Raw genomic sequence first — 23,206 nt, 5'->3', positions numbered from 1 at the left:
GTGGGGGCGTCAGGAATTCCTTCTTGTCGCATTCGTTGCAATCGCCGCCGCCGCAGTCCGGTTCTCGACGCCGAGCTTGGAGTAGATCTGCTCGAGATGCTTGTCGACCGTGCGCGGGCTCAAGCCCAAAATCTGGGCGATGTCGCGGTTGGTTTTGCCCTTGCTGAGCCAGGCCAGCACCTCGCCTTCGCGGGTAGTGAGGCCGAGCTCGCTAGTGAACTCGGGTGGCGGCGCGGTGCCGGATTCCCTGGAGAGCCGCAGCAGGAACTCGTTCGGCGCGGTCTCGCCCATGTAGTACAGGCGGAGCTGAGGATTGTCGGGCAAGGAAGCTGCCTGAGATTTCGAGCTGCCCTTGCCCTTTGCCTGCTCCAGCCATTGCAGCAATGATACTGGCAGCACGAAGTCGTCCTCGGTCTGCGCGCCGTGGTGGTCCGCCAGCAGCTTCTGCGCATGCGGGGTCGCCCACAACAATTTGCCCTGGCGATTGATCGCGAACAGGAATCGGCCGGAGACGTCGAGCGCGGCGCGTGCGCTTTGCGTCAGTCGCGCATTGCCGAGGTGAACGCGGATGCGCGCCAGCATCTCCTCGATCACAATCGGCTTGGTCACGTAGTCGACGCCGCCGGCCTCCAGCCCGCGCACGATGTGCTCTGTCTCGGCGAGCCCCGTCATGAAGATCACCGGGACATTGGCAAGGCCCGCATCACGCTTGAGGCGGCGGCAGGTCTCGAATCCGTCCATGCCCGGCATCACCGCGTCGAGCAGCACGATGTCAGGCGTGATCTGGTCGACGATGCGCATCGCGGCCGCGCCGTCGAGCGCCACCATCACCGTCATTCCGGCGCTGTCGAGCGCGTCGGTGAGCAGCCGCAGCGTCTCCGGGGAGTCGTCGACAACGAGCGCGACGTCGCGCTTTTTCGACTCAGTGGTCATACGCATGCAACGTCTTCAATGTGGCCATGTACTGGTCGAGATCGAAGCGGTCGATCAGCGACCGCATTTCCGCGACGAAGTCGGCATGTTCAGGATGCTCGCTGCCGATCTCGTCCAGCTTCAACTGGATAGCCTTGACGTAGCCGATCTGACCGAGCCCGATCAGCGCCTCGATGTGTTGTACCGGCGGTCGCGAGCCGCTCTCCGGCCGCCACAGCGGCACGGCGATCTCCTCCGAGCCGTATTGCCATTCGACCTTGAGAAGCTGGCGGATGCTTTCCAAAAGCCTGGGAATGTCGATCGGCTTCATCAGATAGCCATCGTGGAAAGGCTGTGCCAGCGGTGTGCCGTGGGCCTCGAGGGCGCTGGCCGACACCATCAGGATCCGCGCCTGATGGTGTCCGTTGGCGCGTAGCGTCTCCGCGACCGTCCAGCCATCCATGCCCGGCATGGAAATGTCGAGCAGGAACAGATCGGGCCGGCAGTGCTGGGCCAGCGCCAGGCAGCCGGGGCCGTCGGGCGCGCTGAGCAGGATGAAGCCGAGTGGTGTCAACACCTCGCGCAGGAGGTCACGATGCACGGGATCGTCGTCGGTGATGAGGATGGTCTTGCGCGCGCCGTGATAGCCTGAGATCGGGGCCTCCACCGGCGCAATACGCTGCGGATTGGTGACTTCCGAGAGCAGCATCTTGACCTTGAACGTGCTGCCGCTGCCGACCGTGCTCAAGACCTTGATGTCGCCGCCCATGACGCCGGCGAGCAGCCGGCTGATGGTCAGGCCCAGCCCGGTGCCGGTCTGCGGCTGCGAGACACCGAGCGCGCCGCGTTCAAACGGTGCGAAGATGCGTTCGAGATCGTCGCCCTGGATGCCGGGGCCGGTGTCGATCACCTCGAACTCCGCGACCGGGCTGCGGTAGTGCACCACGAAATGGACGCTGCCGGTCTGGGTGAATTTGATCGCGTTGGACAGCAGATTGATCAGCACCTGGCGCAGCCGCTTCTCGTCGGCATAGACCACGACCGGCAAATGCGCCGGCCGCCTGAACACGAAGTCGATGCTCTTGGCGGCGGCCTGAAGGCGGAACATGCCGACGAGCTGGTCGAGGAATTCGGTCAGGCGCACCTCGTCGCGCGACAGGTACAGCCGCCCCGCCTCGATCTTGGAGATGTCCAGAATGCCGTCGATCAGGCCGGAGAGGTGATCGGCGCTGCGGCGGACGACGCGGACCTGGTCGCGCGGCTTGGTGTTGAGTGTCGTATCCTGCTCCAGGAGTTGGGCATAGCCGCTGATCGCATTGAGCGGCGAGCGCAGCTCGTGGCTCAGGCCCACCACGTAGCGGCTCTTGGCGAGGTTGGCGGATTCCGCGATTTCCTTGGCACGCTGGAGCTCGGCGTCGGTGCGCTTGTGCGCGTCGATCTCCTGGATCAGCAGCGTGGTCTGGCGCCGGGTCTCGGCCTCGGCGGCCCGTCGGCTCTGCTGCGCCAGCACGAACAACCAGGCCACGACGCCGATGATGATGCTGAGCGAGAAGAACACCTTCCAGAGCACGTTGGAGACGAGCATGTTCTCGCCGGGCACGCTGACCGAGGTCTGGAGGTAGATCAGCCCCAGCACCAGCGCGACGAGGCCCGCGGAGACCACGAACACACCGATGTAGTGGCCGAACTGCGAGTTGATCCGCTGATAGATCGCCTGCGGCAAGATCCTGGCGAGCGCGTCGGCGAACTGCACCTGCGCGCGCGCATGCGGTTTGCACAAATCGTGGCAGCGCGCATCGAGCGAGCAACATAGCGAGCAGATCGGGCCCGCATAGGCAGGACAGGAGGTCATGTCCTCCGGCTCGAAATGGTGCTCGCAGATACAGCACTGGATCGATTCGATATTGGCCCAACTCCTCTTCGGCTTGCGCGCGATGTAGTATTTACCGTCGGTGAGCCAGGCGATGACGGGTGCGGTGACGAAGGCGGCCGTGAGCGCGACGAAGGCCGCGAGCGCTTTCATGGTCGAGCCGAACAGGCCGTAGAAGGCCGCGATCGAGACGATGGTCGCGATCGTCATCGCGCCGACGCCGACCGGGTTGATGTCGTAGAGATGGGCGCGCTTGAACTCCATCTGCGGTGGGCGCAGGCCGAGCGGCTTGTTGACCACGAGATCGGACACCAGCGCGCCAACCCAGGCGATCGCGACATTTGAGTAGAGCGCGAGCGTCTGCTCCAACGCCTTGTAGACGCCGATCTCCATCAGCAGCAGCGCCACCATCACGTTGAACACCAGCCAGACGACCCGGCCGGGGTGGCTATGCGTCAGCCGCGAGAAGAAGTTCGACCAGGCGATCGAGCCGGCATACGCGTTGGTGACGTTGATCTTGAGCTGCGACAGGATCACGAACGCGCCGGTGAGTGCCAGCGCCATGTCCGGCTGTGACAGCACGTAGCGAAACGCTTCGAGATACATGTGCGCAGGCTCGGCCGCCAGCTCGCTGGAGAGACCGTGGCTCAGCGCGAAGAAAGCGAGAAACGAGCCCAGCAGCAGTTTCAGCGCGCCGAAGATGATCCAGCCGGGGCCCGCGATCAGCAGGGCGGCCCACCACGACGTTCGCGACGTGCGGCGGTCGCGCGGCAGGAACCTGAGGAAGTCGACCTGCTCGCCGATCTGGGCCACCAGCGAAAACACCACGGAGGATGCCACGCCGAACAGCAGCAGATCGAAATGCCCGCCGGCGTCGCCGTGCTCGCCGGCGAATTTGCGCCACTCCGTGAACGAGTAAGGGTTGGCCCAGGCGATCGCCGCGAAGGGCAGGATGTGCAGGATGATCCAGATCGGCTGCGTCCAGAGCTGGAAGCGGCTGATCAGCGTGATGCCGTAGGTGACAAGCGGGATGATCGCGACCGCGCTGATGAGGTAGCCGATCGGGCGCGGAATGCCGAAGCACATCTCGAGCGCCGTCGCCAGGATCACCGCCTCGATGGCGAAGAAGATGAAGGTGAAGGAGGCGTAGATCAGCGACGTGACGGTCGAGCCGATATAGCCGAAGCCAGCGCCGCGGGTGAGCAGGTCAATGTCGATGCCGCATTTGGCGGCATAATAGGCAATCGGAACGCCGCAGCAGAAGATGATGGTGGAGACGACGAGGATCGCGGCGGTGGCGTTGGTAACCCCGTAGTTCAGGGTGATGGTGCCGCCGATCGCCTCCAGCGCGAGAAAGGAGATGGCGCCCAGTGCAGTGTTGGCGACGCGGGCGGCGGACCACCTGCGCGCGCTCTTGGCGGTGAAGCGCAGCGCGTAGTCTTCCAGCGTCTGGTTGGCGACCCATTGGTTGTACTGGCGCCTGACGCGATCTATTCGCTGCCGCCCTGCCACTTCAGCCCCACTCCTACTCCCGAACGCGCCGGACCCCTCGCAAAACCCGTACCAAAAGCCTACGTCGTCATTTTGCGGTGCAGTATACGCGATCTTGCGTATGCTTGCAGTGCACAAATTCGAGCCATCCTCACGGCACCAATCGCGTGTCCTCGAACAACAGTGGGGTGCTCATGTCAGACGAAGCGAACAAGGGCCTGTTATCGCCGCTCCGGCGCAAATTATTGATGGGAATGGCGGCTGTGCCAGCCATTACCATGCTGCCGCGAGCATCTTTTGCGCAGGCCCCGGCGACCTCGGCGGTCAATACCACGGGCCTCGCGGTTACCGACACCGAGGTGACGGTCGGCATTCTGCATTCGGCGACAGGCACCATGGCGATCTCCGAGACCGGCTCGATCGAAGCCGAAAAGCTCGCCATCGAGCAGATCAATGCCATGGGCGGCGTGCTCGGGCGCAAGATCAAGTTCATCCAGGAAGACGGCGCCAGCGACTGGCCGACCTTTGCCGAAAAGGCCAAGAAATTGCTGGTCAACGACAAGGTTGCGGCGATCATGGGCTGCTGGACCTCGGCGTCCCGCAAGGCCGTGCTGCCCGTCATGGAGCAGTACAACGGCATGCTCTATTACCCGACCTTCTACGAAGGTCTCGAGCAGTCCAAGAACGTGATCTATACCGGCCAGGAAGCCACTCAGCAGATCCTCGCCGGCCTGAACTGGATCGCCAAGGAGAAGGGCGCGAAGTCGTTCTTCTTCATCGGCTCTGACTACATCTGGCCGCGCACCTCGAACAAGATCGCGCGCAAGCATGTCGAGAACGTGCTGAAGGGCAAGGTGGTCGGCGAAGAATATTATCCACTCGGCAACACCCAGTTCAATTCGGTCATCAACAAGATCAAGCTGACCAAGCCCGACGTGATCTTCACCGACGTCGTCGGCGGCTCGAACGTCGCGTTCTACAAGCAGCTCAAGGCCGCCGGCATCGACCTCTCCAAGCAGGCGCTGCTGACGATCTCGGTGACCGAAGACGAGATCGACGGCATCGGCGGCGAGAATATCGCGGGCGCCTATGCCTGCATGAAGTACTTCCAGTCGCTCGACAATCCTAACAACAAGACCTTCGTCCCGGCGTTCAAGAAGATGTGGGGCGAGAAGACCGTGATCGGAGACGTCACCCAGGCTGCCTATCTCGGCCCGTGGCTGTGGAAGTTGACGGTGGAGAAGGCGGGCTCCTTCGACATCGACAAGATCGCGGCGGCATCGCCAGGCATCGAGTTCAAGGGCGCTCCGGAAGGCTATGTGCGCATCCACGAAAATCATCACCTTTGGTCGAAGACCCGGGTGGGACGCGCCAAGCTCGATGGCCAGTTCGAACTGATCTACGAAACCGCCGATCTGGTCGAGCCGGATCCGTTCCCCAAGGGCTACCAGTAAGGCGAGAGCCACCAGTAAGGCACGGCGTTCGTCGCCGTTTCCCTTTCAGACAAAACCTCTCCCTGGCGTGGACCGCAAATCCACGCCCAAGACCCCCGCGTCGCGAACCTGCTCGCGACGCGGGACCCTTTCCCGACGGAGGACATCGATGTTCGGCGACTACTCGCTTGGTGACCTTGGCTCCATCTTCGTCATGCAGGGCTTTGCAGGACTGATCCTGTTCTCCGTCTACGTCCTGATGGCGCTGGGACTTGCGATCATCTTCGGCCAGATGGGCGTCATCAACATGGCCCATGGCGAGTTCATGATTCTCGGGGCCTACGTCACCTGGATGACCTCGAGCTTCTTCCAGTCCTATTTGCCGAGCCTGTTCAGCGGCTATTTCTTCCTCGCGATGATCCTGGCCTTTGTCGCATCCGGTGCGCTGGGGATGCTGGTGGAATGGGTGCTGATACGGCATCTCTACAAGCGCCCGCTCGACACGCTGCTCGCGACTTGGGGCCTCAGCCTGATCCTGCAACAGGCCTATCGCTCCGTGTTCGGCGCGCGCGAGGTCGGCGTCGAGCTGCCGCAATGGATGCTTGGCTCGCTGCACGTGACCGACAGCATCGAAGTGCCGATCAACGGCGTGTTCGTGATGTGCCTCACCGTCCTGATCACCGTGGGCGTCGCCTACGTGATGTACAAATCGCGCTGGGGTCGGCAGGTGCGCGCCGTCGTGCAGAACCGCATCATGGCCGGAGCCGTCGGCATCAACACCGAAAAGGTGGATCGCTACACTTTCGGCCTCGGCTGCGGCATTGCCGGTGTCGCCGGGAGCGCCTTCACGATGATCGGCTCGACCGGGCCGACCTCCGGACAGCTCTACATCGTCGATACGTTCCTCGTGGTCGTGTTCGGGGGCGCGGCAAGCCTGCTCGGCACCATCGCATCTGCCTTCTCGATCTCGCAGACCCAATCAACCCTCGAGTTCTTCCTGTCGGGCTCGATGGCCAAGGTGCTGACGCTGCTTGCCGTTGTCGGAATCCTGATGCTGCGGCCGCAGGGTCTCTTCGCCCTCAAGGTCCGCAAATAACAAGAAGCAGGCAAGTCATGGTCATCAACTCACGCTTCTTCAATCGATCCGAGCTCACGGGCTTCCTCGTGCTGGCCGCTGTGTTGTTCGTGATCCTGCCGCTCTCGCTGGATGTGTTCCGTCTCAACCTCGTCGCGAAATATCTGACCTACGCCTTCGTCGCGCTCGGTCTCGTGCTGTGCTGGGGCTACGGCGGCATTCTCAGTCTGGGGCAAGGCGTGTTCTTCGGCCTCGGCGGCTATTGCATGGCGATGTTCCTCAAGCTGGAGGCCTCCAGCGTCGAGAATACCAAGATCCAGTCGACGCCAGGCATCCCGGACTTCATGGACTGGAATCAGATCACGTCACTGCCACTGTTCTGGCAGCCGTTTCACAGTCTCACCTTCACCATCCTCGCCATCATCCTGGTCCCCGGCATCTTCGCGCTGATCATCGGCACTGCGATGTTCAAGCGCCGCGTGGGCGGCACCTACTTTGCCATCATCACCCAGGCGGTGGCGGCCATCCTCACCATCCTGATCGTGGGCCAGCAGGGCTACACCGGCGGCATCAACGGCATGACCGACCTGCGCACCCTCAAGGGTTGGGACATCCGGCCCGACCACGCCAAGGTCATCCTGTACTTCGTCGAAGTGGTACTGCTGTTCGCCTGCATCGGCATCGCGCAGTTCATCCGCCTGACCAAACTCGGCCGCATCCTCGTGGCTATGCGCGAACAGGAGGACCGCGTCCGCTTCTCCGGCTACAGCGTCGCCAACTTCAAGATCTTTGCGTTCTGTATGGCCGCGGTTTTCGCCGCGATCGGCGGGGCCATGTTCGCGCTCAATGTCGGTTTCATGTCGCCATCCTTTGTCGGCATCGTGCCGTCGATCGAGATGGTGATCTACACCGCGGTCGGCGGACGGATGTCGATCTTCGGCGCGATATGGGGGGCCATTCTGGTGAACTTCGCCAAGACCAGCCTGTCGGAATCCTTCCCGCAACTCTGGCTGTTCGGTCTCGGCGCGCTGTTCATCGCGGTCGTGCTCGCTTTCCCGAACGGCCTGTCGGGGCTCTGGGCCGACTATGTGCAGCCGCGCATCGACCGCCTGTTTGCCTCGCGCAAGAAGCCGGGCTGGAGCGACAATTCGGTTGCCGACGGCGCACCCGCAGAGTGAGGAGACCATCATGCTTGTTGGACATCAGCCGAAGGAATTCCTGCTCGCGGTCTCCGGATTGACGGTTTCCTTCGACGGCTTCAAGGCGGTCAACGATCTCTCGTTTTACGTCGAGGAGAACGAGATCCGCGTCATCATCGGGCCGAACGGCGCTGGCAAGACCACGGTGCTCGACCTGATCTGCGGCAAGACCAAGGCGACCGAAGGCTCGATCCAGTTTCGCGGCACCGAGCTGACCAAGCTGAAGGAGAACGAGATCGTCAAGGCCGGCGTCGGTCGCAAGTTCCAGACGCCGTCGGTGTTCGAAGACCTCACCGTGTTCGAGAATCTCGAGATCTCGTTTCCGCGCGGCCGTACCGTATTCGGCTCACTTACTTTCCAGCGTGACCAGCCGGTGAGGTCACGCGTCGGAGAGGTCGCCGAGATGATCTTCCTCAAGGACAAGCTCAACACCTATGCATCCGAGCTTAGTCATGGCCAGAAGCAATGGCTCGAGATCGGCATGCTGCTGATTCAGGACCCGGACCTGCTGATGCTCGACGAGCCCGTCGCCGGCATGAGCGTGTCCGAGCGCGCCAAGACGGCCGAGCTGCTCAACCGCATCATCAAGAACCGCTCGGTGCTCGTCATCGAGCACGACATGAAGTTCGTCGAGGACATCGCGCACAAGGTCACCGTGCTTCACCAGGGCCAGATCCTCTCTGAAGGAACCATGGAGAAGGTGAAGAACGACCCCAAGGTCGTCGAAGTCTATCTGGGTCACTAAGGAGCACGACGATGCTGGCTATTTCTGATCTTCACGTCGCCTACGGCCAGAGCGAGGTGCTGCACGGTCTTAACGTCAAGGTCGCGCCTAACGAGATCGTGGCGATCATGGGCCGCAACGGCATGGGCAAGACCACGCTGATGAAGTCGCTGATGGGCATCCTGCCGGCGAAGAGCGGCTCGGTGACCATGGACGGCGCCGAGCTCGGCAGCCTGCCGAGCTATGAGCGGGTGGCCAAGGGCCTCGCCTATGTGCCGCAGGGCCGCATGATCTTCTCGACCATGACGGTGAAGGAGAACATCGAGACCGGCCTCGTGGTCTCCGGCGGAACCGAGGTGCCCGGCGACATCTACGAACTGTTTCCGGTGCTGCTGGAGATGAAGGATCGCCGGGGCGGCAATCTCTCCGGCGGCCAGCAGCAACAGCTCGCGATCGCGCGCGCGCTGGCGACCAAGCCAAAAGTGCTGCTGCTGGACGAGCCGACCGAAGGTATCCAGCCGTCGATCATCAAGGAGATGGCGCGCACGCTCAAGCGCATCCGCGACGAGAAGGGGCTTTCGATCGTCGTGTCCGAGCAGGTCCTGAGCTTCGCTCTCGATATCGCCGACCGTGTGCTGGTGATCGAGAACGGCGAAATCGTCCGCGACGATCCGCGCGACGCCGTCGATGCCGCGCAGGTCTCGAAATATCTGTCCGTCTAACCAACCGTGTAAAAGGGGAGCCTCTCGATGCCAGAGACACTGATCAAGGTCGATCTTACCAAGTCGGCCTATGAAAACGACATGGTGCATAACCGCTGGCACCCCGACATTCCGATCGTAGCCTGGGTCAATCCCGGCGACGATTTCATCATAGAGACCTATGACTGGACCGGCGGCTTCATCAAGAACAACGATTCCGCCGACGACGTGCGCGACATCGATCTGTCGATCGTGCACTTCCTCTCCGGCCCGATCGGCGTCAAGGGCGCCGAGCCCGGCGACCTCCTCGTCGTCGACCTGCTCGACGTCGGTCCGATGAAGGAGAGCATGTGGGGCTTCAACGGCTTCTTCTCCAAGCAGAACGGCGGTGGCTTCCTCACCGACCATTTCCCGCTGGCGCAGAAGTCGATCTGGGACATCAAGGGCCTCTACACCTCGTCGCGGCACATCCCCGGCGTCAACTTCGCCGGCCTGATCCATCCCGGCCTGATCGGCTGTCTGCCCGATCCGAAGATGCTGGACACCTGGAACAAGCGCGAGGCCGAGCTGATCGCGACCAATCCGACCCGCGTGCCCGGCCTTGCCAATCCGCCGTTCGCGCCGACGGCTCATGGCGGCCGCGCCAAGGGCGAGGTCAAGGACAAGATCGGCGCGGAAGGCGCGCGCACCGTGCCGCCGCGCGAACATGGCGGCAATTGCGACATCAAGGATCTTTCGCGCGGCTCGAAGATCTACTTCCCGGTCTACGTGCCAGGTGCCGGTCTCTCGATGGGCGATCTCCACTTCAGCCAGGGCGACGGCGAGATCACCTTCTGCGGCGCGATCGAGATGGCCGGCTGGCTGCATCTGAAGGTCGAGGTCATCAAGGACGGCATGGCGAAGTACGGCGTCAAGAATCCGATCTTCAAGCCATCGCCGATCACACCGAACTACAAGGACTATCTGATCTTCGAAGGCATCTCGGTCGACGAGGCTGGCAAGCAGCACTATCTCGACGTCACCATCGCCTATCGCCAGGCCTGCCTGAATGCGATCGAGTACCTCAAGAAGTTCGGCTATTCCGGCGCCCAGGCCTATTCGATCCTTGGCACCGCACCGGTTCAGGGCCACATCTCCGGCGTGGTCGACGTACCGAATGCCTGCGCCACATTATGGCTGCCGACGGAGATTTTCGACTTCGACGTGATGCCGTCCTCGGCAGGACCTATCAAGCACATCAAGGGCGATATCCAGATGCCGATCTCGCCGGACAAATGACGCCACCTCCCTCTCCCCGTTCTTACGGGGAGAGGGTTGGCGTGAGGGGCTGTCTCCGCGCGAACGGTAGCAGTGAGTTTGCGGAGACTCCCCCTCACCCGGAACGCATCTTGCGATGCGTTCCGACCTCTCCCCGCAAGCGGGTCGAGGTGAAGCTGACGCTCCGTCGTCACTAAACGCAAAGGGACACAAGATGCCGGTCTATGAATATCTCTGTGACGATTGCGGTCCGTTCAAGGATATGCGCCCGATGGCCGAATGCGACGATCCGCAGGTCTGTCCGCAATGTGAAATCATGGCGCCGCGCGTCATTCTGACCGCCCCGAACTTCTTCTGCATGCCGTCGGAGACGCGCAAGGCTCACGCCGTCAACGAGCGCAGCACCCACGCGCCGCAGACGCTTGCGCAATACAAGGCCTCGCACGGTCCCGGTTGCGGCTGCTGCTCCACGGGAAAAAGCCCATCGGACAAGAAAAAGCCGGCGCGGCTGGTGACCAAGACCAGGAGCGGCGCGAAGGGTTTTCCGACCGCGCGGCCTTGGATGATCAGTCACTGATTCACGCGGCAATCTCAAACAGGGTAGAGGAACATCCAATGCTTCACGGTGACATCTCCAGCAGCAACGACACCGTCGGCGTCGCGGTGGTCAACTACAAGATGCCCCGCCTGCACACCAAGGCCGAGGTGCTCGACAACGCCCGCAAGATCGCCGACATGGTGGTGGGCATGAAGACCGGTCTTCCCGGCATGGATCTGGTGATTTTCCCGGAATACTCCACCCAGGGCATCATGTACGATTCCAAGGAGATGTATGAGACCGCTTGCGCGGTCCCCGGTGAAGAGACCGCGATTTTTGCGGAGGCTTGCCGCAAGGCCAAGGTGTGGGGCGTGTTCTCGCTCACGGGCGAACGTCACGAGGAGCATCCGCACAAGGCGCCCTACAACACCCTGATCCTGATGAACGACAAGGGTGAGATCGTGCAGAAGTACCGCAAGATCATGCCGTGGGTGCCGATCGAGGGCTGGTATCCCGGCAATTGCACCTATGTTTCCGACGGCCCGAAAGGGATGAAGGTCAGCCTGATCATCTGCGACGACGGCAACTTCCCGGAGATCTGGCGCGACTGCGCCATGAAGGGCGCCGAGCTGATCGTGCGCTGCCAAGGCTACATGTATCCGGCCAAGGAGCAGCAGATCCTGATTTCAAAGGCGATGGCGTGGGCCAACAACGTCTATGTCGCGGTCGCCAACGCTGCCGGCTTTGACGGCGTCTATTCCTATTTCGGTCACTCCGCGATCATCGGCTTCGACGGCCGCACCCTCGGCGAGTGCGGCGAGGAGGACTACGGCATCCAATATGCCCAGTTGTCGAAGCATCTGATCCGCGATGCGCGCCGCAACGGCCAATCGCAGAACCATCTCTACAAGCTGGTCCATCGCGGCTACACCGGCATGATCAATTCCGGCGAAAGCCCGCGCGGCGTCGCGGCCTGCCCCTATGATTTCTACAAGAACTGGATCGCCGATCCCGAGGGCACAAGGGACATGGTCGAGGCGATGACGCGCGCGACGCCCGGGACCGCCGAATGCCCGATCGACGGCATCCCGAATGAAGCGGCGCCGAGCAACTACTGAGCCGTTGCCCAAACCGGTGTGTATGTGAAGGCGTGCCGCTCGCTCCCGTTGGGACGGGACGCCGCCCCGGATGATCAGTCGTTGATATGAACGACGGTCAATACTGCGACCGAACCGCACACGCAGACGTCGTGGATCGACCAGGCTGCTCCGGAAAAGCGTGCCTCTGGTGCAACATGGTCACCTGAATCAGTCCGGTTTTGCTGCCACCTAGCGATTCCGCCGATTCCGTAGTTCCACGGAGGGGCCTGGCGGCCTAGTTTGCCGGCGGCGCCGCTGGGGAGCGCTGGACTGGGGGCATCAAGTGGAATTTGGGCCGCAGGCGGCTGGTCGGAGTGGGCTGCGCCTTGCCGCCGTCGCGTCATCTGTCGTGGTGGTCGTTCTCAGCCTCGGCCTATCGGCGATACCTGCGCAGGCGGACTGCGCGCCGGACCCGGCGGCAAGCGGGCAAACCGTCACCTGTAGCGGCACCGATGCCGACGGCTTTGCGGCAGGCGGCGGCGTCACCAATCTGACCGTAAACGTGCTGACTGGCGCTACCGTCAACGATAACGGCACGGCGGCGATCAACGTCAATGACACCAACGTCATCACCAACAACGGCACGGTGACGGCGGGCTCGGGCCTCACCGGCATCAATGGCGGCAATTCGAACGCCGTGACCAACAACGGCGCCATCACGGTGCTTGATAACGGCCTCGGTATCTCCGCGCTCGATCACAACATCATTATCAATGCCGGGACCGTCACCACCGGCGACCACGGCAGCGCGATCTCGGTAGGAAGCAACAATAGCGTTAGCAACAGCGGTGCACTGTCCATCGGCGCGTCGGGAGCCGGCATCTTCGCGGTCCAGAGCAACACGATCACCAACGCCGCGATGGGCACGATCACCGGCCTCGATGATTCAATCGGGATTTACACTTCGTTCGGTGGCACGACCGTGACCAATGCAGGCGCGATCAAGGTCGGCGATTCCTCCGGCTTCTCCGGCGGCATCGTTGCGATCATGGATAACAACACGGTCACCAACGCCGCCACCGGCACGATTTCGGTCGGGCAGAATGCCGCTGGCATCTTTATGCAGGGTAGTTTTCAAACCGTCAGCAATTTCGGCGCCATCTTGGCCAGCGACTTTGGTGTCGGCATCGCCTTGTTCGGTGATGACGCCAAGGTGACCAATAGTGGTTCAATCAAGTCGGGCGACGGCACATCCGCCGGCATTGCGGTGCAGGGCAATCGGGCCACGATCAACCAAAACGGGATGATCAGCGTGGGTCTGGGCGGTGCGGGCATCGCGTTTACGGGCCTGTCCTCCACGATCAGCAACAATGGACGGATCACAGGGGCCGATTTCGCCGAGGGCATCGTAGCCCTCGGTGATTCCAACACCATCATCAACAGCGGTACGATCACCGTCGGCGATTCCGGCTTGGGCATCGACGTGAGCTCGTTCACAACGACCAATCAGGTTGTCAATACCGGAACCATTACCGTCGGTGCTGGCGGCGTCGGCATCAGCGTGAGCGGCGGGGCCAACGTCTTCAACTCCGGGACAATCAACGCTGCGGCCGGAATCGCTGCAATCGAGTTTTGTGTCTGCGGCCCCAACACGCTGACGCTAGGACCCGGCAGCATCATCAACGGCCTGGTGCTCGGCACCGGCGTCGACACCTTCCAGCTCGGAGGCATCGGCAAGGACACGTTCAACCTCGACCTGATCGGTCCGCTTCTTCAGTATGACGGCTTCTCGACCTTCAACAAGGTCGACAATTCGAACTGGACCGTGACCGGCACGGGTAATCAGGACTGGAATGTGCTGGGCGGCACGCTCATGCTGGTCGGCACCATCAATGGCAATGTAAGCGTCGCGACCGGCGGCACATTCGGCGGCGTCGGCAGCGTCAACACGATCAACGTCAATGGTGGCACGCTGTCGCCGGGCAACCCGACCGGAGTGCTCAACGTGAACGGCGATCTCACCTTCACGGCGGCGTCGACGTACCTGGTGCAGGTCTCAGGTACGAGCAACGGCATCGCTGTCGTCACCGGGACCTCCACGCTCAATGGGGCCACGGTTACAGTCGTCCCGACCGGCTCGATCGCGAAGCACTACACGATCCTGACTTCGGCGACGCTTCCCGACAAATTCGATCCGGCCGTCGCGGGTCTGTCTTCGAACCTGAAGGCCAGCCTCAGCTACGATCCCAACAACGTCTTTCTGGATCTCTCGCTAAACTACGGTACAGGTCTCAACGTCAATCAGCAGAATGTCGCCAACGCCCTGACGAGCGTCTTCAACCGAACCGGCAGCCTTCCCGTGGCTCTCGCGAATCTCTCGCCGACAGGGCTGACACAGGCCTCGGGCGAGTCGGCGACGGGTACGCAGCAGACGACTTTCAACGCGATGAACCTGTTCCTCGGCCTGCTCACCGACGTGTTTGGCTCGGAGCGTGGCGGGACGCCGGGTGCGACGCCCTTCGCCGACGAGACGAGCGCGAATGCGTATGCCGCGACCGGCAAGGGCGCACGCGACGCTCTTGCCTCAATCCATCGCAAGGCGCCGCCGGCGAGTTTCGAACAACGCTGGGACGTGTGGGCTGCCGGCTATGGTGGTTCGCAGACCACCGGTGGCAGTGCGGGCCTCGGCTCCAACAACGCCAGCAGCAGCGTCTACGGCACCGCCGTCGGCCTTGACTACCGCTTCTCGCCGTCCACGATCGCCGGCTTTGCGCTTGCGGGCGGGGCAACCGGCTTCAACGTCAACGGACTCGGCTGGGGCCGCTCCGACCTGTTCCAGGCCGGCGCCTTCGTGCGTCATACGGCGGGGCCGGCCTACATAACGGCCGCGCTGGCCTATGGTTGGCAGGACGTCACGACCAACCGCATCGTCACCGCCGCCGGCGTCGATCAGTTGCGTGCGCAGTTCAACGCCAACGCGCTCTCGGGCCGTATCGAGGGCGGCTATCGCTATGCCTCGCAGTGGATCGGCCTCACGCCCTATGCGGCACTCCAGGCCACCGTATTCAGCCTTCCGAGCTATTCGGAGTTCGCTGTGGTCGGCAGCAACGTCTTTGCGCTGAATTATGCCGCCAAGGACGTGACTAGCACCCGCACCGAGCTCGGCCTGCGCGCGGACAAGTCATTTGCTGCAGCCGGCGGCCTGATGACCCTGCGCGGCCGCGTCGCCTGGGCGCATGACTACAATCCGGATCGCACCGTCGGTGCGGTCTTCCAGACGTTGCCGGGATCGGCGTTCGTGGTGAACGGCGCCGCCCAGGCGCACGATTCCGCGCTGACCACAGCGGCGGTGCAGATGAGCTGGATGAACGGCTGGTCTGCGTCGGCGACTTTCGAGGGGGAGTTCTCGAACGTCACCCGCTCTTACGCCGGCAAGGGCGTCGTCCGCTACGCGTGGTAGGCGCTACCGCTTCTGCTGCGCCGGCTTGCGCGGCGGTCGCGGAGCGGCGGCCGGTGTGGGTGTTCCGCTCATCTTGTTGGCGGCCTCGCTGACGTCGAGCAGCGAGCGACGGATGTCTTCGAGGAAGTTCGCCGATTTCTTCCTCATGGTGTCGGCGAGCTCGTGCAAGCCCTGGATCTTTTCGAACAGCTCATCCGCCTTGCCGTCGGCAAAGCCGGGCACGACGCCTTCGATCTTTGTGACCGCCTTGTCGAAGCCCGCGAAGGCGCTATCGACCTTGGCCATGACGGAATCGATTTCGCCGCCCTTGCTCCGGAGATCGGCGGTGTAGGTCTCGAACGTGCGCAGGCCCTCCTTGATCGCCGGGGCGTTGCTGACGATGGTGCGGTCGACACTATGCAGGGTGTCGACAATCGATTCGGCGTCGCTGAGATCGGCGGTCAGCACGGGAATGCCGTCCGAGTCGAGCGGCACTGGCGGCGCGGAGGGTGCGCCGCCGATCAGCGAGACCGCGGCGACGCCGGTGAGGCCCTGGAACTCGATGCCCGCGACGGTGTCCTTGCGGATTGGCGCGGTATTGTCCAGCATCACCAACGCCACGACCTTGCGCGGATTGTCCAGCTTGATCGACAGGATCTGTCCCGCGGGAACACCGTCGAAATTGACCGGCCCGCCGCGACGCAATCCGCTGGCGGAGCCGCCCTCGAACACCACGCGCAATTGGCTGCGGCTCTGGAGAGTGCGCCATTTCTGCACGCCGAGCACGCCGCCGAACGCCACGGCGATCACCGCCAGCGTCGCCGTTCCGATCACCAGATTGCTCGCGCGTGCCATGCGGGGTGATTTTACGGCCAAACGAGGGAAGTTGGAAGGAGCTGCAATGGTACGTAGGGCGGGTTAGCGAAGCGTAACCCGCCAACGTCTCGTGCTGCCATGGACCGATTTGGCGGATTACGCTGCGCCAATTCGCCCTACGCGACATCAATGCCCGGCAGCGCGTTTTGCCGCAGCATTGTTCAGCACGATCAGGGCATCGACGGCGACGCCTGTTTTGGCATTGATCAGGAACGGATTGACATCGATCGAGGCGATCCGGTCGCCGGCATCCGCGATCAGGTTGGAGAGGCCGACCAGCGCCTTCACCGCGGAGGCCTCGTGCAAGGCTGGCTTGCCCCGATAGCCGCGCATCTTGATACCGGCCTTGGTGCGGCCGATCAGGAGCCGAGCTTCGGCCTCGTCCAGCGGCGCACCGGCGAGCGCGACGTCCTTCATCAGCTCGATGTCGATGCCGCCGGTGCCGAACAGCACGACCGGACCCATCTCGGCATCGAGGGAGGCGCCGACCACGAGCTCCAGATCGGCCTTGACCTGTTGCGCGATCAGGATGCCGTCGAGCTTCGGCTTGCCCTTCAGCTTGTTCACCCGCGCGGTGATGTCGGCGAACGCTTTTTTCACCTCGGCCGGGTTGCTGAGATTCAGCACCACGCCGCCGATGTCTGATTTGTGCAGGATCTCGGCACTGACGACCTTGGCCACGACCGGGAAGCCGATCTGCTTGGCGATCTTCACGGCCTCGGCTGCCGTCTGTGCGATTGCCTCCTTCGAGATCGGGATGCCATAGGCCTTCAGCAGCTTCTTGGAGGCGACCTCGTCGAGCGCGGCGCCGGTTGCCGATTTCAGCGCCTTCTCCAGCACGGCACGCGCGGCAGGCTTCGAGCTCGAGACGATATCGGGCACTTCCTTGCGCAGCTTGGCGTAGTCGAGCAGCGACTTGATCGCAGTCACCGCGCGATCCATGCCCTGCATGACCGCAAGATGCGGCAGCGACTTGCGCAAGGTCTTGGTGAATTCGGTGAAGCCGATCGACATCGCGCTGATATAGATCACCGGCTTGCCGGCCCGGCTCGCCATCTCGTCAACGATGCGCAGATTGCGCTCGCGCAACTCGTGCGGCGCTTTCGGCAGCTCGGCATCGATGATGACGATGTCGATATCCGGGTCGTCGATCATGAGCCCGATCGTTTTCATGTAGACGGAAGGATCGACCACCGCGGCAAAGCCAGCGTCGAGCGGGTTGCCGACGATCGAGCCCGGCCCGAGCATCTTTGCCAGTTCCGAGCCGACATGCGAGCTGAGTGGTGCAAAATTCAGGCCCTCTGCATCGAACGCGTCGATCAGCATGCCGCGCTTGCCGCCGGATAGCGTCACCGCTGCGAGCCGGTCGCCCTTGGGCACAGCGGCGTGGACGAAGCATTCGGTGGTCTCGATCAGTTCGTCGAGCCCGCCGACCCTGATGACCCCTTCGCGCGTTGCGATGGCGTCGAATGTCTCGATCGAGCCCGCGAGCGCGCCGGTGTGTGCCATCGCCGCCGCGCGGCCACCCTCGGACGCTCCCAGCTTGAGCGCGATCACCGGTTTGCTCGCGGCGCGCGCCGCCTTGCAGGCGTCCCGGAATGCCTTGGTGTTGCGCACGCCTTCGAGGTAGACCACGATCACCTTGATGCTCGGATCCTCGGCAAAATAACGCATCAGGTCCGGCGTCTCGAGCCCGGCCTCGTTGCCGGTCGTCACCATGTAGCCGACCCCGACGCCGCGATCTTCCAAAGCCTGGCGGATCGCCATGACGATGGCACCGGATTGTCCGGCAATCGCCACCGCGCCCTGTTCCATGGTGACGATACGGTCGTCGATATTGGTGAAGAGCTTTTCGCCGGCACTCAAATTGCCGAGGCAGTTCGGGCCGGTGACCGCCAGTCCCGTCTCGCGCACGGCCGCTTGCAGCTCGGCGGCGAGCTTCTGGCTTTCCTCGTCCTGCAACTCGCTGAAGCCCGAGGTGACGATGGTGGCCGAGCGCGCGCCGGCCGCGGCGGCATCGCGGATCACCTGCACGGCAAAGCGCGCCGGCACCAGCACCAGCACGTGGTCGGGCTTCTCCGGGAGGCTTGTAAAGTCCTTGTAGCAGGGGACACCCCAGATGGTGTCGCGCTTGGCATTGACCGGATAGAGCCCGCCCTCGTAGCCGTATTTGACCAGATTGTTCCAGATGCGCTCGGCATAGTTGCCGGGCTTGTCGGTCGCGCCCACCAGCACGATGTTGCGCGGATGCAGCATGGCGTGGATGCCCTTGACGATGCCGCTGGCATCGGGCGGCGGAGACCATGGGCGCGATGAAGCGGAGGCGGCAGATACGCGAGCTTCCATGGTGTGACCTCACCTGTTGTTCTTGTTGGCGGTGCGTCACTCTGTTCTATGGCGAGTTCTTCGGACTGGCAACCACGTGGGCGGGTATGCCGTGCGATGGAATGAGCACGCATCGAGCCCTGGTGATCGACATCTTCGGATCACTGCTCGCGCGGTCGTTCAGTATCTCAGCATGCCGAGTTTGTAGGCGTAGTGATAGGCCAGCTGCTTCGCCAGATAAGGAGCGATGGCGCGCCGGATCTGCATCTGTGTCGGTTCGAAGCCGAGAATGCGTCGCCGCAGGACGCCCATCTCCCTGACGCCGACCGCATAGGTGGATGCCGTCTTTTGTGCGTCATGGATTCGGAAGCAGGCGAGAAATCGCGGCAAGCGTGCGAATTTGAATCCCGCGGCTTGCGCGCGAAGAATGAAGTCCCAGTCCATCGCGTAGTGTAAGCTCTCGTCGATCGGCCCGATCCTGTCCCACACGCGCTTGCGCCAGAACATCGTCTCTTGGGGAATGTAGTCGGCATATCGCAACGCCTTGCCGTCATGGGGCGGCAGCACGGCGCGGCCCACCTCGAGTCCCTCGCGATCGATGAAGACGCGATGGCCGTAGACGACGTCGACACGCGGATGTGCGATGAAGTAATTTGCGACATAGGCAAGTGTTCCGGGCAGCAGGATATCGTCGCTGTTGAGATAGGCCATGATCTCGCTCTCGATGCCGGCGAAGCCGAGATTGATCGCGCTGGATTGCCCCTTGTCCGGTTCGCTGCTCCAGCTCAGGCTATCGCGGCGGCTCTTCAGGAGATCGAGCGTGCCGTCGATCGAGGCGCCGTCCTGCACGTGATAATACAGGTCCGGATAGTTCTGGCTGACGATGCTGTCGATCGTGGCGCCGAGATATTGCGCATGGTTGTAGCTCGGCGTGACCATCGCGATTCGTGGCGCGCCCGAATGGATCGCAGGTGCTGGCGGGAAAGCCGTCAGGTTGAGCAGGCGCGGCGGATATTGCTCGAAGGTCCACATCGGCGGTCGGCGCCAGAGGCTCCGAAGCGAGGAGCGTCTTTGCCCCGAGGCGATAAGATCCTGGTTCCTCTCCAGGAGCGCGACGCGGTTTTCGAGCTGCTCGAGACGCTGCCTGAACTCCTCATCCATCACCGTTCTTCTCGCAAATTGCAGCGAAAATGCTCAATGGGCCGTTCTGATAGGTCTCCGGCCGACGGCCCCGGTTCACGGGTTCCATCATGCGGGATTGTCCCTACAGGCCGGGCGGATTCAAGAGGGGGTGGGGATCGATTGCGAACCGCTATTCATCGGTTCGGATCAGGGTGGCATGCAGGATGTAGCGCTCGGGGCCGGACACGACGGCGTCGAACGGCCAGCAGGTCGCGAGCACGAGTTCGGCTGCCCGTGCCGCAGGATCGATCCCCGAGGCATCGAATCGAACCACAGCGGAAGAATCCGCGCGAAAACGAAAGTGCTTGCCATCACTGCGTGTGACATCGATCAGGTCACCAATGGCGACATTCCGCAGGAAGCGGAAATGAGTGTCGCGGTGCGCTGCATATACGGCAACACCACGCTCGCCCGCGTCGGCCGTTTGGCGGATATGGCCGGGCCCGAAAGCGAGCGCCTGGCCGCTCGCGCCTTCCAGCACGATCGCGCTGGCGCCGATCCGCCTCACCTCGATCCGCGCGACCGGCCAGGTATCGGCCCATGACCATGGCCTGACCACCTCGCCCGTCGCAATGCTCCGGTCGAACGCGCGCTCCAGCAGCACCTGCGCGAGCCACGCTTTGGCATGGATGTAGGCGCCGTCGCCGAACAGGATGATGCCGATCAGGGCGAGAGCCAGGGGAGAGATGAGGCGGGGCATTTGCTAGTTCCCGTCATTGCGAGGAGCGGAATGACGAATTTGAGAGGGCGTGTTCAAAAAGGCGCGCGCGGCCGTTGGTGTGGGACGGGCAGCCGCGCGCGCTAACAGAGGAGTTCGGGGGGCTCCTCTCTCAAGCGGCGTCAGTGAGCAAGGTCTGACGCCGGTTGAACACGAACAGGATCAGGGCGAGTACGATCAGGATCAGGCCTGCGGTCATTTTCAGCTCTGCCGAGGTCGCGGTTTTGGGCAGGCGGATCGCATCCGGTGCAGCGGGCGTCGGCCGCCTCGTGGCCGGCTGGTTGCGTGCATCGGCGTGACGCTCGCGGAGCTGCGCCGGGACTTGCTGTCGTTCGCCAAAGACCTTCGCGAAATCCCAACCGGCCGGCAGGTTGATCGGCAATTCGCTGGGCTTGAGCGGCTCGCCTTCGGGACGGCTCGGCGTCTTGTCGACCGCGACGAGGCTGGTGAGCCGGGTGACGATCTGATGGTCGAGTGCCAGTGCCAGGATCGCTTTGTCGGAGTCTTCGGGCGTCATCTCGCGCAGGGTGCGCGCCACTTCGGCATCATCGATCTTGCGCTTGGCCCAAAGCTTCGACAGGCCTTTGCCTTCGGCCGCATTTTGCAGCGGCAGCGTCACCGACCATGGGCGGTCGCCGACGCGGCCCTTGATCTCGACCGAGCCCGCCAGCGTGTCGAGCTTTGCCGCGAGCACCAGCGGCTCGTCACGATAGACGTCGGGAATGATCGTCGGTGTGACGTCGGCCTTGGCTTCGGAGAACTTTGCGCTCAGGCCGGTCACGGCCGGGTTCTCGAGCTTGGCAAACAGGCCGCGCATGCGCTCCTCGACCTGCTCGACGGAGCCGATATGGGTGAAGGCACCGCGGCCGAGCTCAGCGGCGCGCGTCATCAGATAGGTGTTGGGCGCCGAGCCGATGCCGACCATGAACACGCGCGAGCGGCCGCGCATCGCCGTGATCGTTTCGAACAATTGCTGCTCGTTGCCGATCGCACCATCGGTCAGGAATACGACCTGGCGAACCATGCTGGCGTCGCTGAGTTTGTCGGTCAGCGCGGCCCGCATCGCCGGCACCATCTCGGTGCCGCCACGCGCCTGCAGCGCGCTGACGAACGCGGTCGCTTCACCGACACGCTCGGCATCCGCCGCCACGGAGGCCGGAAACAGCACGTCCATGGTGTCGTCGAAGCGGATGACGTTGAAACGGTCGGTCGGCTGGAGACGGGAAAGGGCGTAGGTGAGGCTCGCCTTGGCCTGAACAATCGACGTGCCGCCCATCGAGCCGGAATTGTCGATCACGAATATCACCTCGCGCGGCCGTGGCTTCTGCATCGCCTGCTCGGCGGCGGGCGGGGTGACGAAGGCGAGCAGATAATCGGTGTCGCCGACGCGCTCGCGGAACAAACCGACCGAGGGCGCCTTCACGGCGGCCGGCTTCCAGGTCAGCTCGAAATCGCGGTCGGCAGGCACGGCACCGTCGGCAAGCGTGACGATTCGCGTCGTATTGTCCGGGCTCTCGACCTTGACGTTGTGGTGGGGGCTCTTGACCTCGCCGAGCGCAAAGCCGGCGTTCAGGCGCACCGTGATGCTGGTCGGGTTGACCGGCGCATTCATGGCAGGATCCAGCACGGGCGACGAGATGCGGTCGCGGTCCGGCACCGGGTCCGAATTCGTCGCGCCCCAGCCGGAACCGTCGTTGCGGAAATCGACGCTCTGGACGATCGGCGCCGGATTGTAGCGCGGTCCGACCACCAGCGGCAGGCGCAGCGAATATTCGTTGCCGGATTGATGCACCGGCTCCTGATATTCGATCTGCACCAGCACGGTTTCGCCGGGACCGATATTGGCGACCGAGTTGGTGAAGATGTTCGGCCGCTCCTGTTCGGTGAGCGCGGCCTTCTGGCCGGCCCGGCGCGCCTCTTCGTAGATCACGCGCGCCTGCTGCCGCTCCTTGATGTCGCCGACGATGACGCGGTTGCCGACCACCATCTTCAGCGAATCGACGGCACCGCCGGCGGGGAGCGGATAGACATAGGTCGCCTCGACCCAGTCCTTGGTCGGATTGCGGAAGATCTGGGTGACCCGGGCACGGAGCGTCGGGCCTGATACCGTGATGTCGACGTCGACGCCGAGGCGGATCGCTTCCGTGTAGGCGCCGTCCTCCTTGAGGAGAAGAGACCCGGATTTGGCATCGCCGGGCTGAAGCAGGCTGGCCTGCTCCGTCGTCGCCGACCAGCCCGGCTCCAAGCTCACCAGCAGGGCCACGAAGGCGACCAGCATCACCGCGATGCCCTGCGCCAGAAGGAACAGTCCGACCACGATGAGTCTGCCCAGCCAAGGGTGTTCGTTGCTGTCCGTCATGTCGTAGGTATCCATTTGGCCTGCTCCC

Annotated in this window: 16 protein-coding genes; 9 read left to right on the top strand and 7 right to left on the bottom strand. The window is 63.2% G+C overall.

Annotation, left to right across the window (positions count from 1 at the left end; genetic code table 11):
- Nucleotides 1–9: 9 nt before the first annotated feature.
- On the bottom strand, nucleotides 10–933 hold the full coding sequence (locus tag BRA1417_RS0102935; RefSeq protein WP_027514536.1) for a response regulator transcription factor: 924 nt from the start codon (nucleotides 931–933) through the stop codon (nucleotides 10–12).
- Nucleotides 923–4,294 (bottom strand): ATP-binding protein, encoded by a 3,372-nt coding sequence (locus tag BRA1417_RS0102930; protein WP_027514535.1) that lies wholly within the window; start codon nucleotides 4,292–4,294, stop codon nucleotides 923–925. Before BRA1417_RS0102930 ends, BRA1417_RS0102935 begins: the two co-directional genes overlap by 11 nt.
- 173 nt (nucleotides 4,295–4,467) lie before the next feature.
- On the opposite strand from BRA1417_RS0102930, the gene urtA reads away from it, so the two are divergent.
- The 9 genes from urtA to BRA1417_RS0102885 all read left to right on the top strand — a co-directional run bounded on the left by urtA (nucleotide 4,468) and on the right by BRA1417_RS0102885 (nucleotide 15,739).
- Nucleotides 4,468–5,727, top strand: coding sequence for an urea ABC transporter substrate-binding protein (urtA, locus tag BRA1417_RS0102925; protein ID WP_018455941.1), 1,260 nt, complete (start codon nucleotides 4,468–4,470; stop codon nucleotides 5,725–5,727).
- 148 nt (nucleotides 5,728–5,875) lie between these two features.
- Nucleotides 5,876–6,802: an urea ABC transporter permease subunit UrtB gene (urtB, locus tag BRA1417_RS0102920; RefSeq protein WP_018455942.1), complete on the top strand. Its 927-nt coding sequence runs from the start codon at nucleotides 5,876–5,878 to the stop codon at nucleotides 6,800–6,802.
- Between the two features lie 17 nt (nucleotides 6,803–6,819).
- Nucleotides 6,820–7,959: an urea ABC transporter permease subunit UrtC gene (urtC, locus tag BRA1417_RS0102915; protein ID WP_027514534.1), complete on the top strand. Its 1,140-nt coding sequence runs from the start codon at nucleotides 6,820–6,822 to the stop codon at nucleotides 7,957–7,959.
- Between the two features lie 10 nt (nucleotides 7,960–7,969).
- Nucleotides 7,970–8,725 (top strand): urea ABC transporter ATP-binding protein UrtD, encoded by a 756-nt coding sequence (urtD, locus tag BRA1417_RS0102910; RefSeq protein ID WP_027514533.1) that lies wholly within the window; start codon nucleotides 7,970–7,972, stop codon nucleotides 8,723–8,725.
- Between the two features lie 11 nt (nucleotides 8,726–8,736).
- Entirely contained in the window at nucleotides 8,737–9,426 is a 690-nt protein-coding gene (gene urtE, locus BRA1417_RS0102905; protein WP_027514532.1) for an urea ABC transporter ATP-binding subunit UrtE, read from the top strand.
- A 27-nt stretch (nucleotides 9,427–9,453) separates the two neighbouring features.
- Entirely contained in the window at nucleotides 9,454–10,683 is a 1,230-nt protein-coding gene (gene fmdA, locus BRA1417_RS0102900) for a formamidase (protein WP_007598072.1), read from the top strand.
- A gap of 193 nt (nucleotides 10,684–10,876) precedes the next feature.
- The gene (locus tag BRA1417_RS0102895; protein WP_027514531.1) at nucleotides 10,877–11,239 is read left to right on the top strand and encodes a zinc ribbon domain-containing protein; all 363 of its coding nucleotides are present in this window, start codon (nucleotides 10,877–10,879) and stop codon (nucleotides 11,237–11,239) included.
- Nucleotides 11,240–11,277: 38 nt separating this feature from the next.
- On the top strand, nucleotides 11,278–12,318 hold the full coding sequence (locus BRA1417_RS0102890) for an aliphatic amidase (protein WP_027514530.1): 1,041 nt from the start codon (nucleotides 11,278–11,280) through the stop codon (nucleotides 12,316–12,318).
- A 304-nt stretch (nucleotides 12,319–12,622) separates the two neighbouring features.
- Nucleotides 12,623–15,739, top strand: a complete 3,117-nt coding sequence (locus tag BRA1417_RS0102885) for an autotransporter domain-containing protein (protein ID WP_027514529.1) — start codon at nucleotides 12,623–12,625, stop codon at nucleotides 15,737–15,739.
- Between the two features lie 3 nt (nucleotides 15,740–15,742).
- Here the strand turns inward: BRA1417_RS0102885 and BRA1417_RS0102880 are convergent, their stop codons facing one another.
- The 5 genes from BRA1417_RS0102880 to BRA1417_RS0102860 form a co-directional block, all read right to left on the bottom strand.
- Nucleotides 15,743–16,573 (bottom strand): MlaD family protein, encoded by an 831-nt coding sequence (locus tag BRA1417_RS0102880; RefSeq protein WP_027514528.1) that lies wholly within the window; start codon nucleotides 16,571–16,573, stop codon nucleotides 15,743–15,745.
- 147 nt (nucleotides 16,574–16,720) lie between these two features.
- Nucleotides 16,721–18,940, bottom strand: coding sequence for an acetate--CoA ligase family protein (locus tag BRA1417_RS0102875; RefSeq protein ID WP_027514527.1), 2,220 nt, complete (start codon nucleotides 18,938–18,940; stop codon nucleotides 16,721–16,723).
- Between the two features lie 159 nt (nucleotides 18,941–19,099).
- Nucleotides 19,100–20,080: a glycosyltransferase family 2 protein gene (locus tag BRA1417_RS0102870; protein ID WP_027514526.1), complete on the bottom strand. Its 981-nt coding sequence runs from the start codon at nucleotides 20,078–20,080 to the stop codon at nucleotides 19,100–19,102.
- 151 nt (nucleotides 20,081–20,231) lie between these two features.
- Nucleotides 20,232–20,801: a class GN sortase gene (locus BRA1417_RS0102865; protein ID WP_027514525.1), complete on the bottom strand. Its 570-nt coding sequence runs from the start codon at nucleotides 20,799–20,801 to the stop codon at nucleotides 20,232–20,234.
- A 130-nt stretch (nucleotides 20,802–20,931) separates the two neighbouring features.
- The gene (locus BRA1417_RS0102860; protein WP_027514524.1) at nucleotides 20,932–23,193 is read right to left on the bottom strand and encodes a marine proteobacterial sortase target protein; all 2,262 of its coding nucleotides are present in this window, start codon (nucleotides 23,191–23,193) and stop codon (nucleotides 20,932–20,934) included.
- Nucleotides 23,194–23,206 lie beyond the last annotated feature (13 nt).

Source organism: Bradyrhizobium sp. WSM1417 (genome assembly GCF_000515415.1).
In the GTDB taxonomy this organism is placed as follows: Bacteria; Pseudomonadota; Alphaproteobacteria; order Rhizobiales; family Xanthobacteraceae; genus Bradyrhizobium.
Note: the sequence above shows the minus strand (reverse complement) of the source record. Positions and strands in the feature narration are given on the sequence as shown.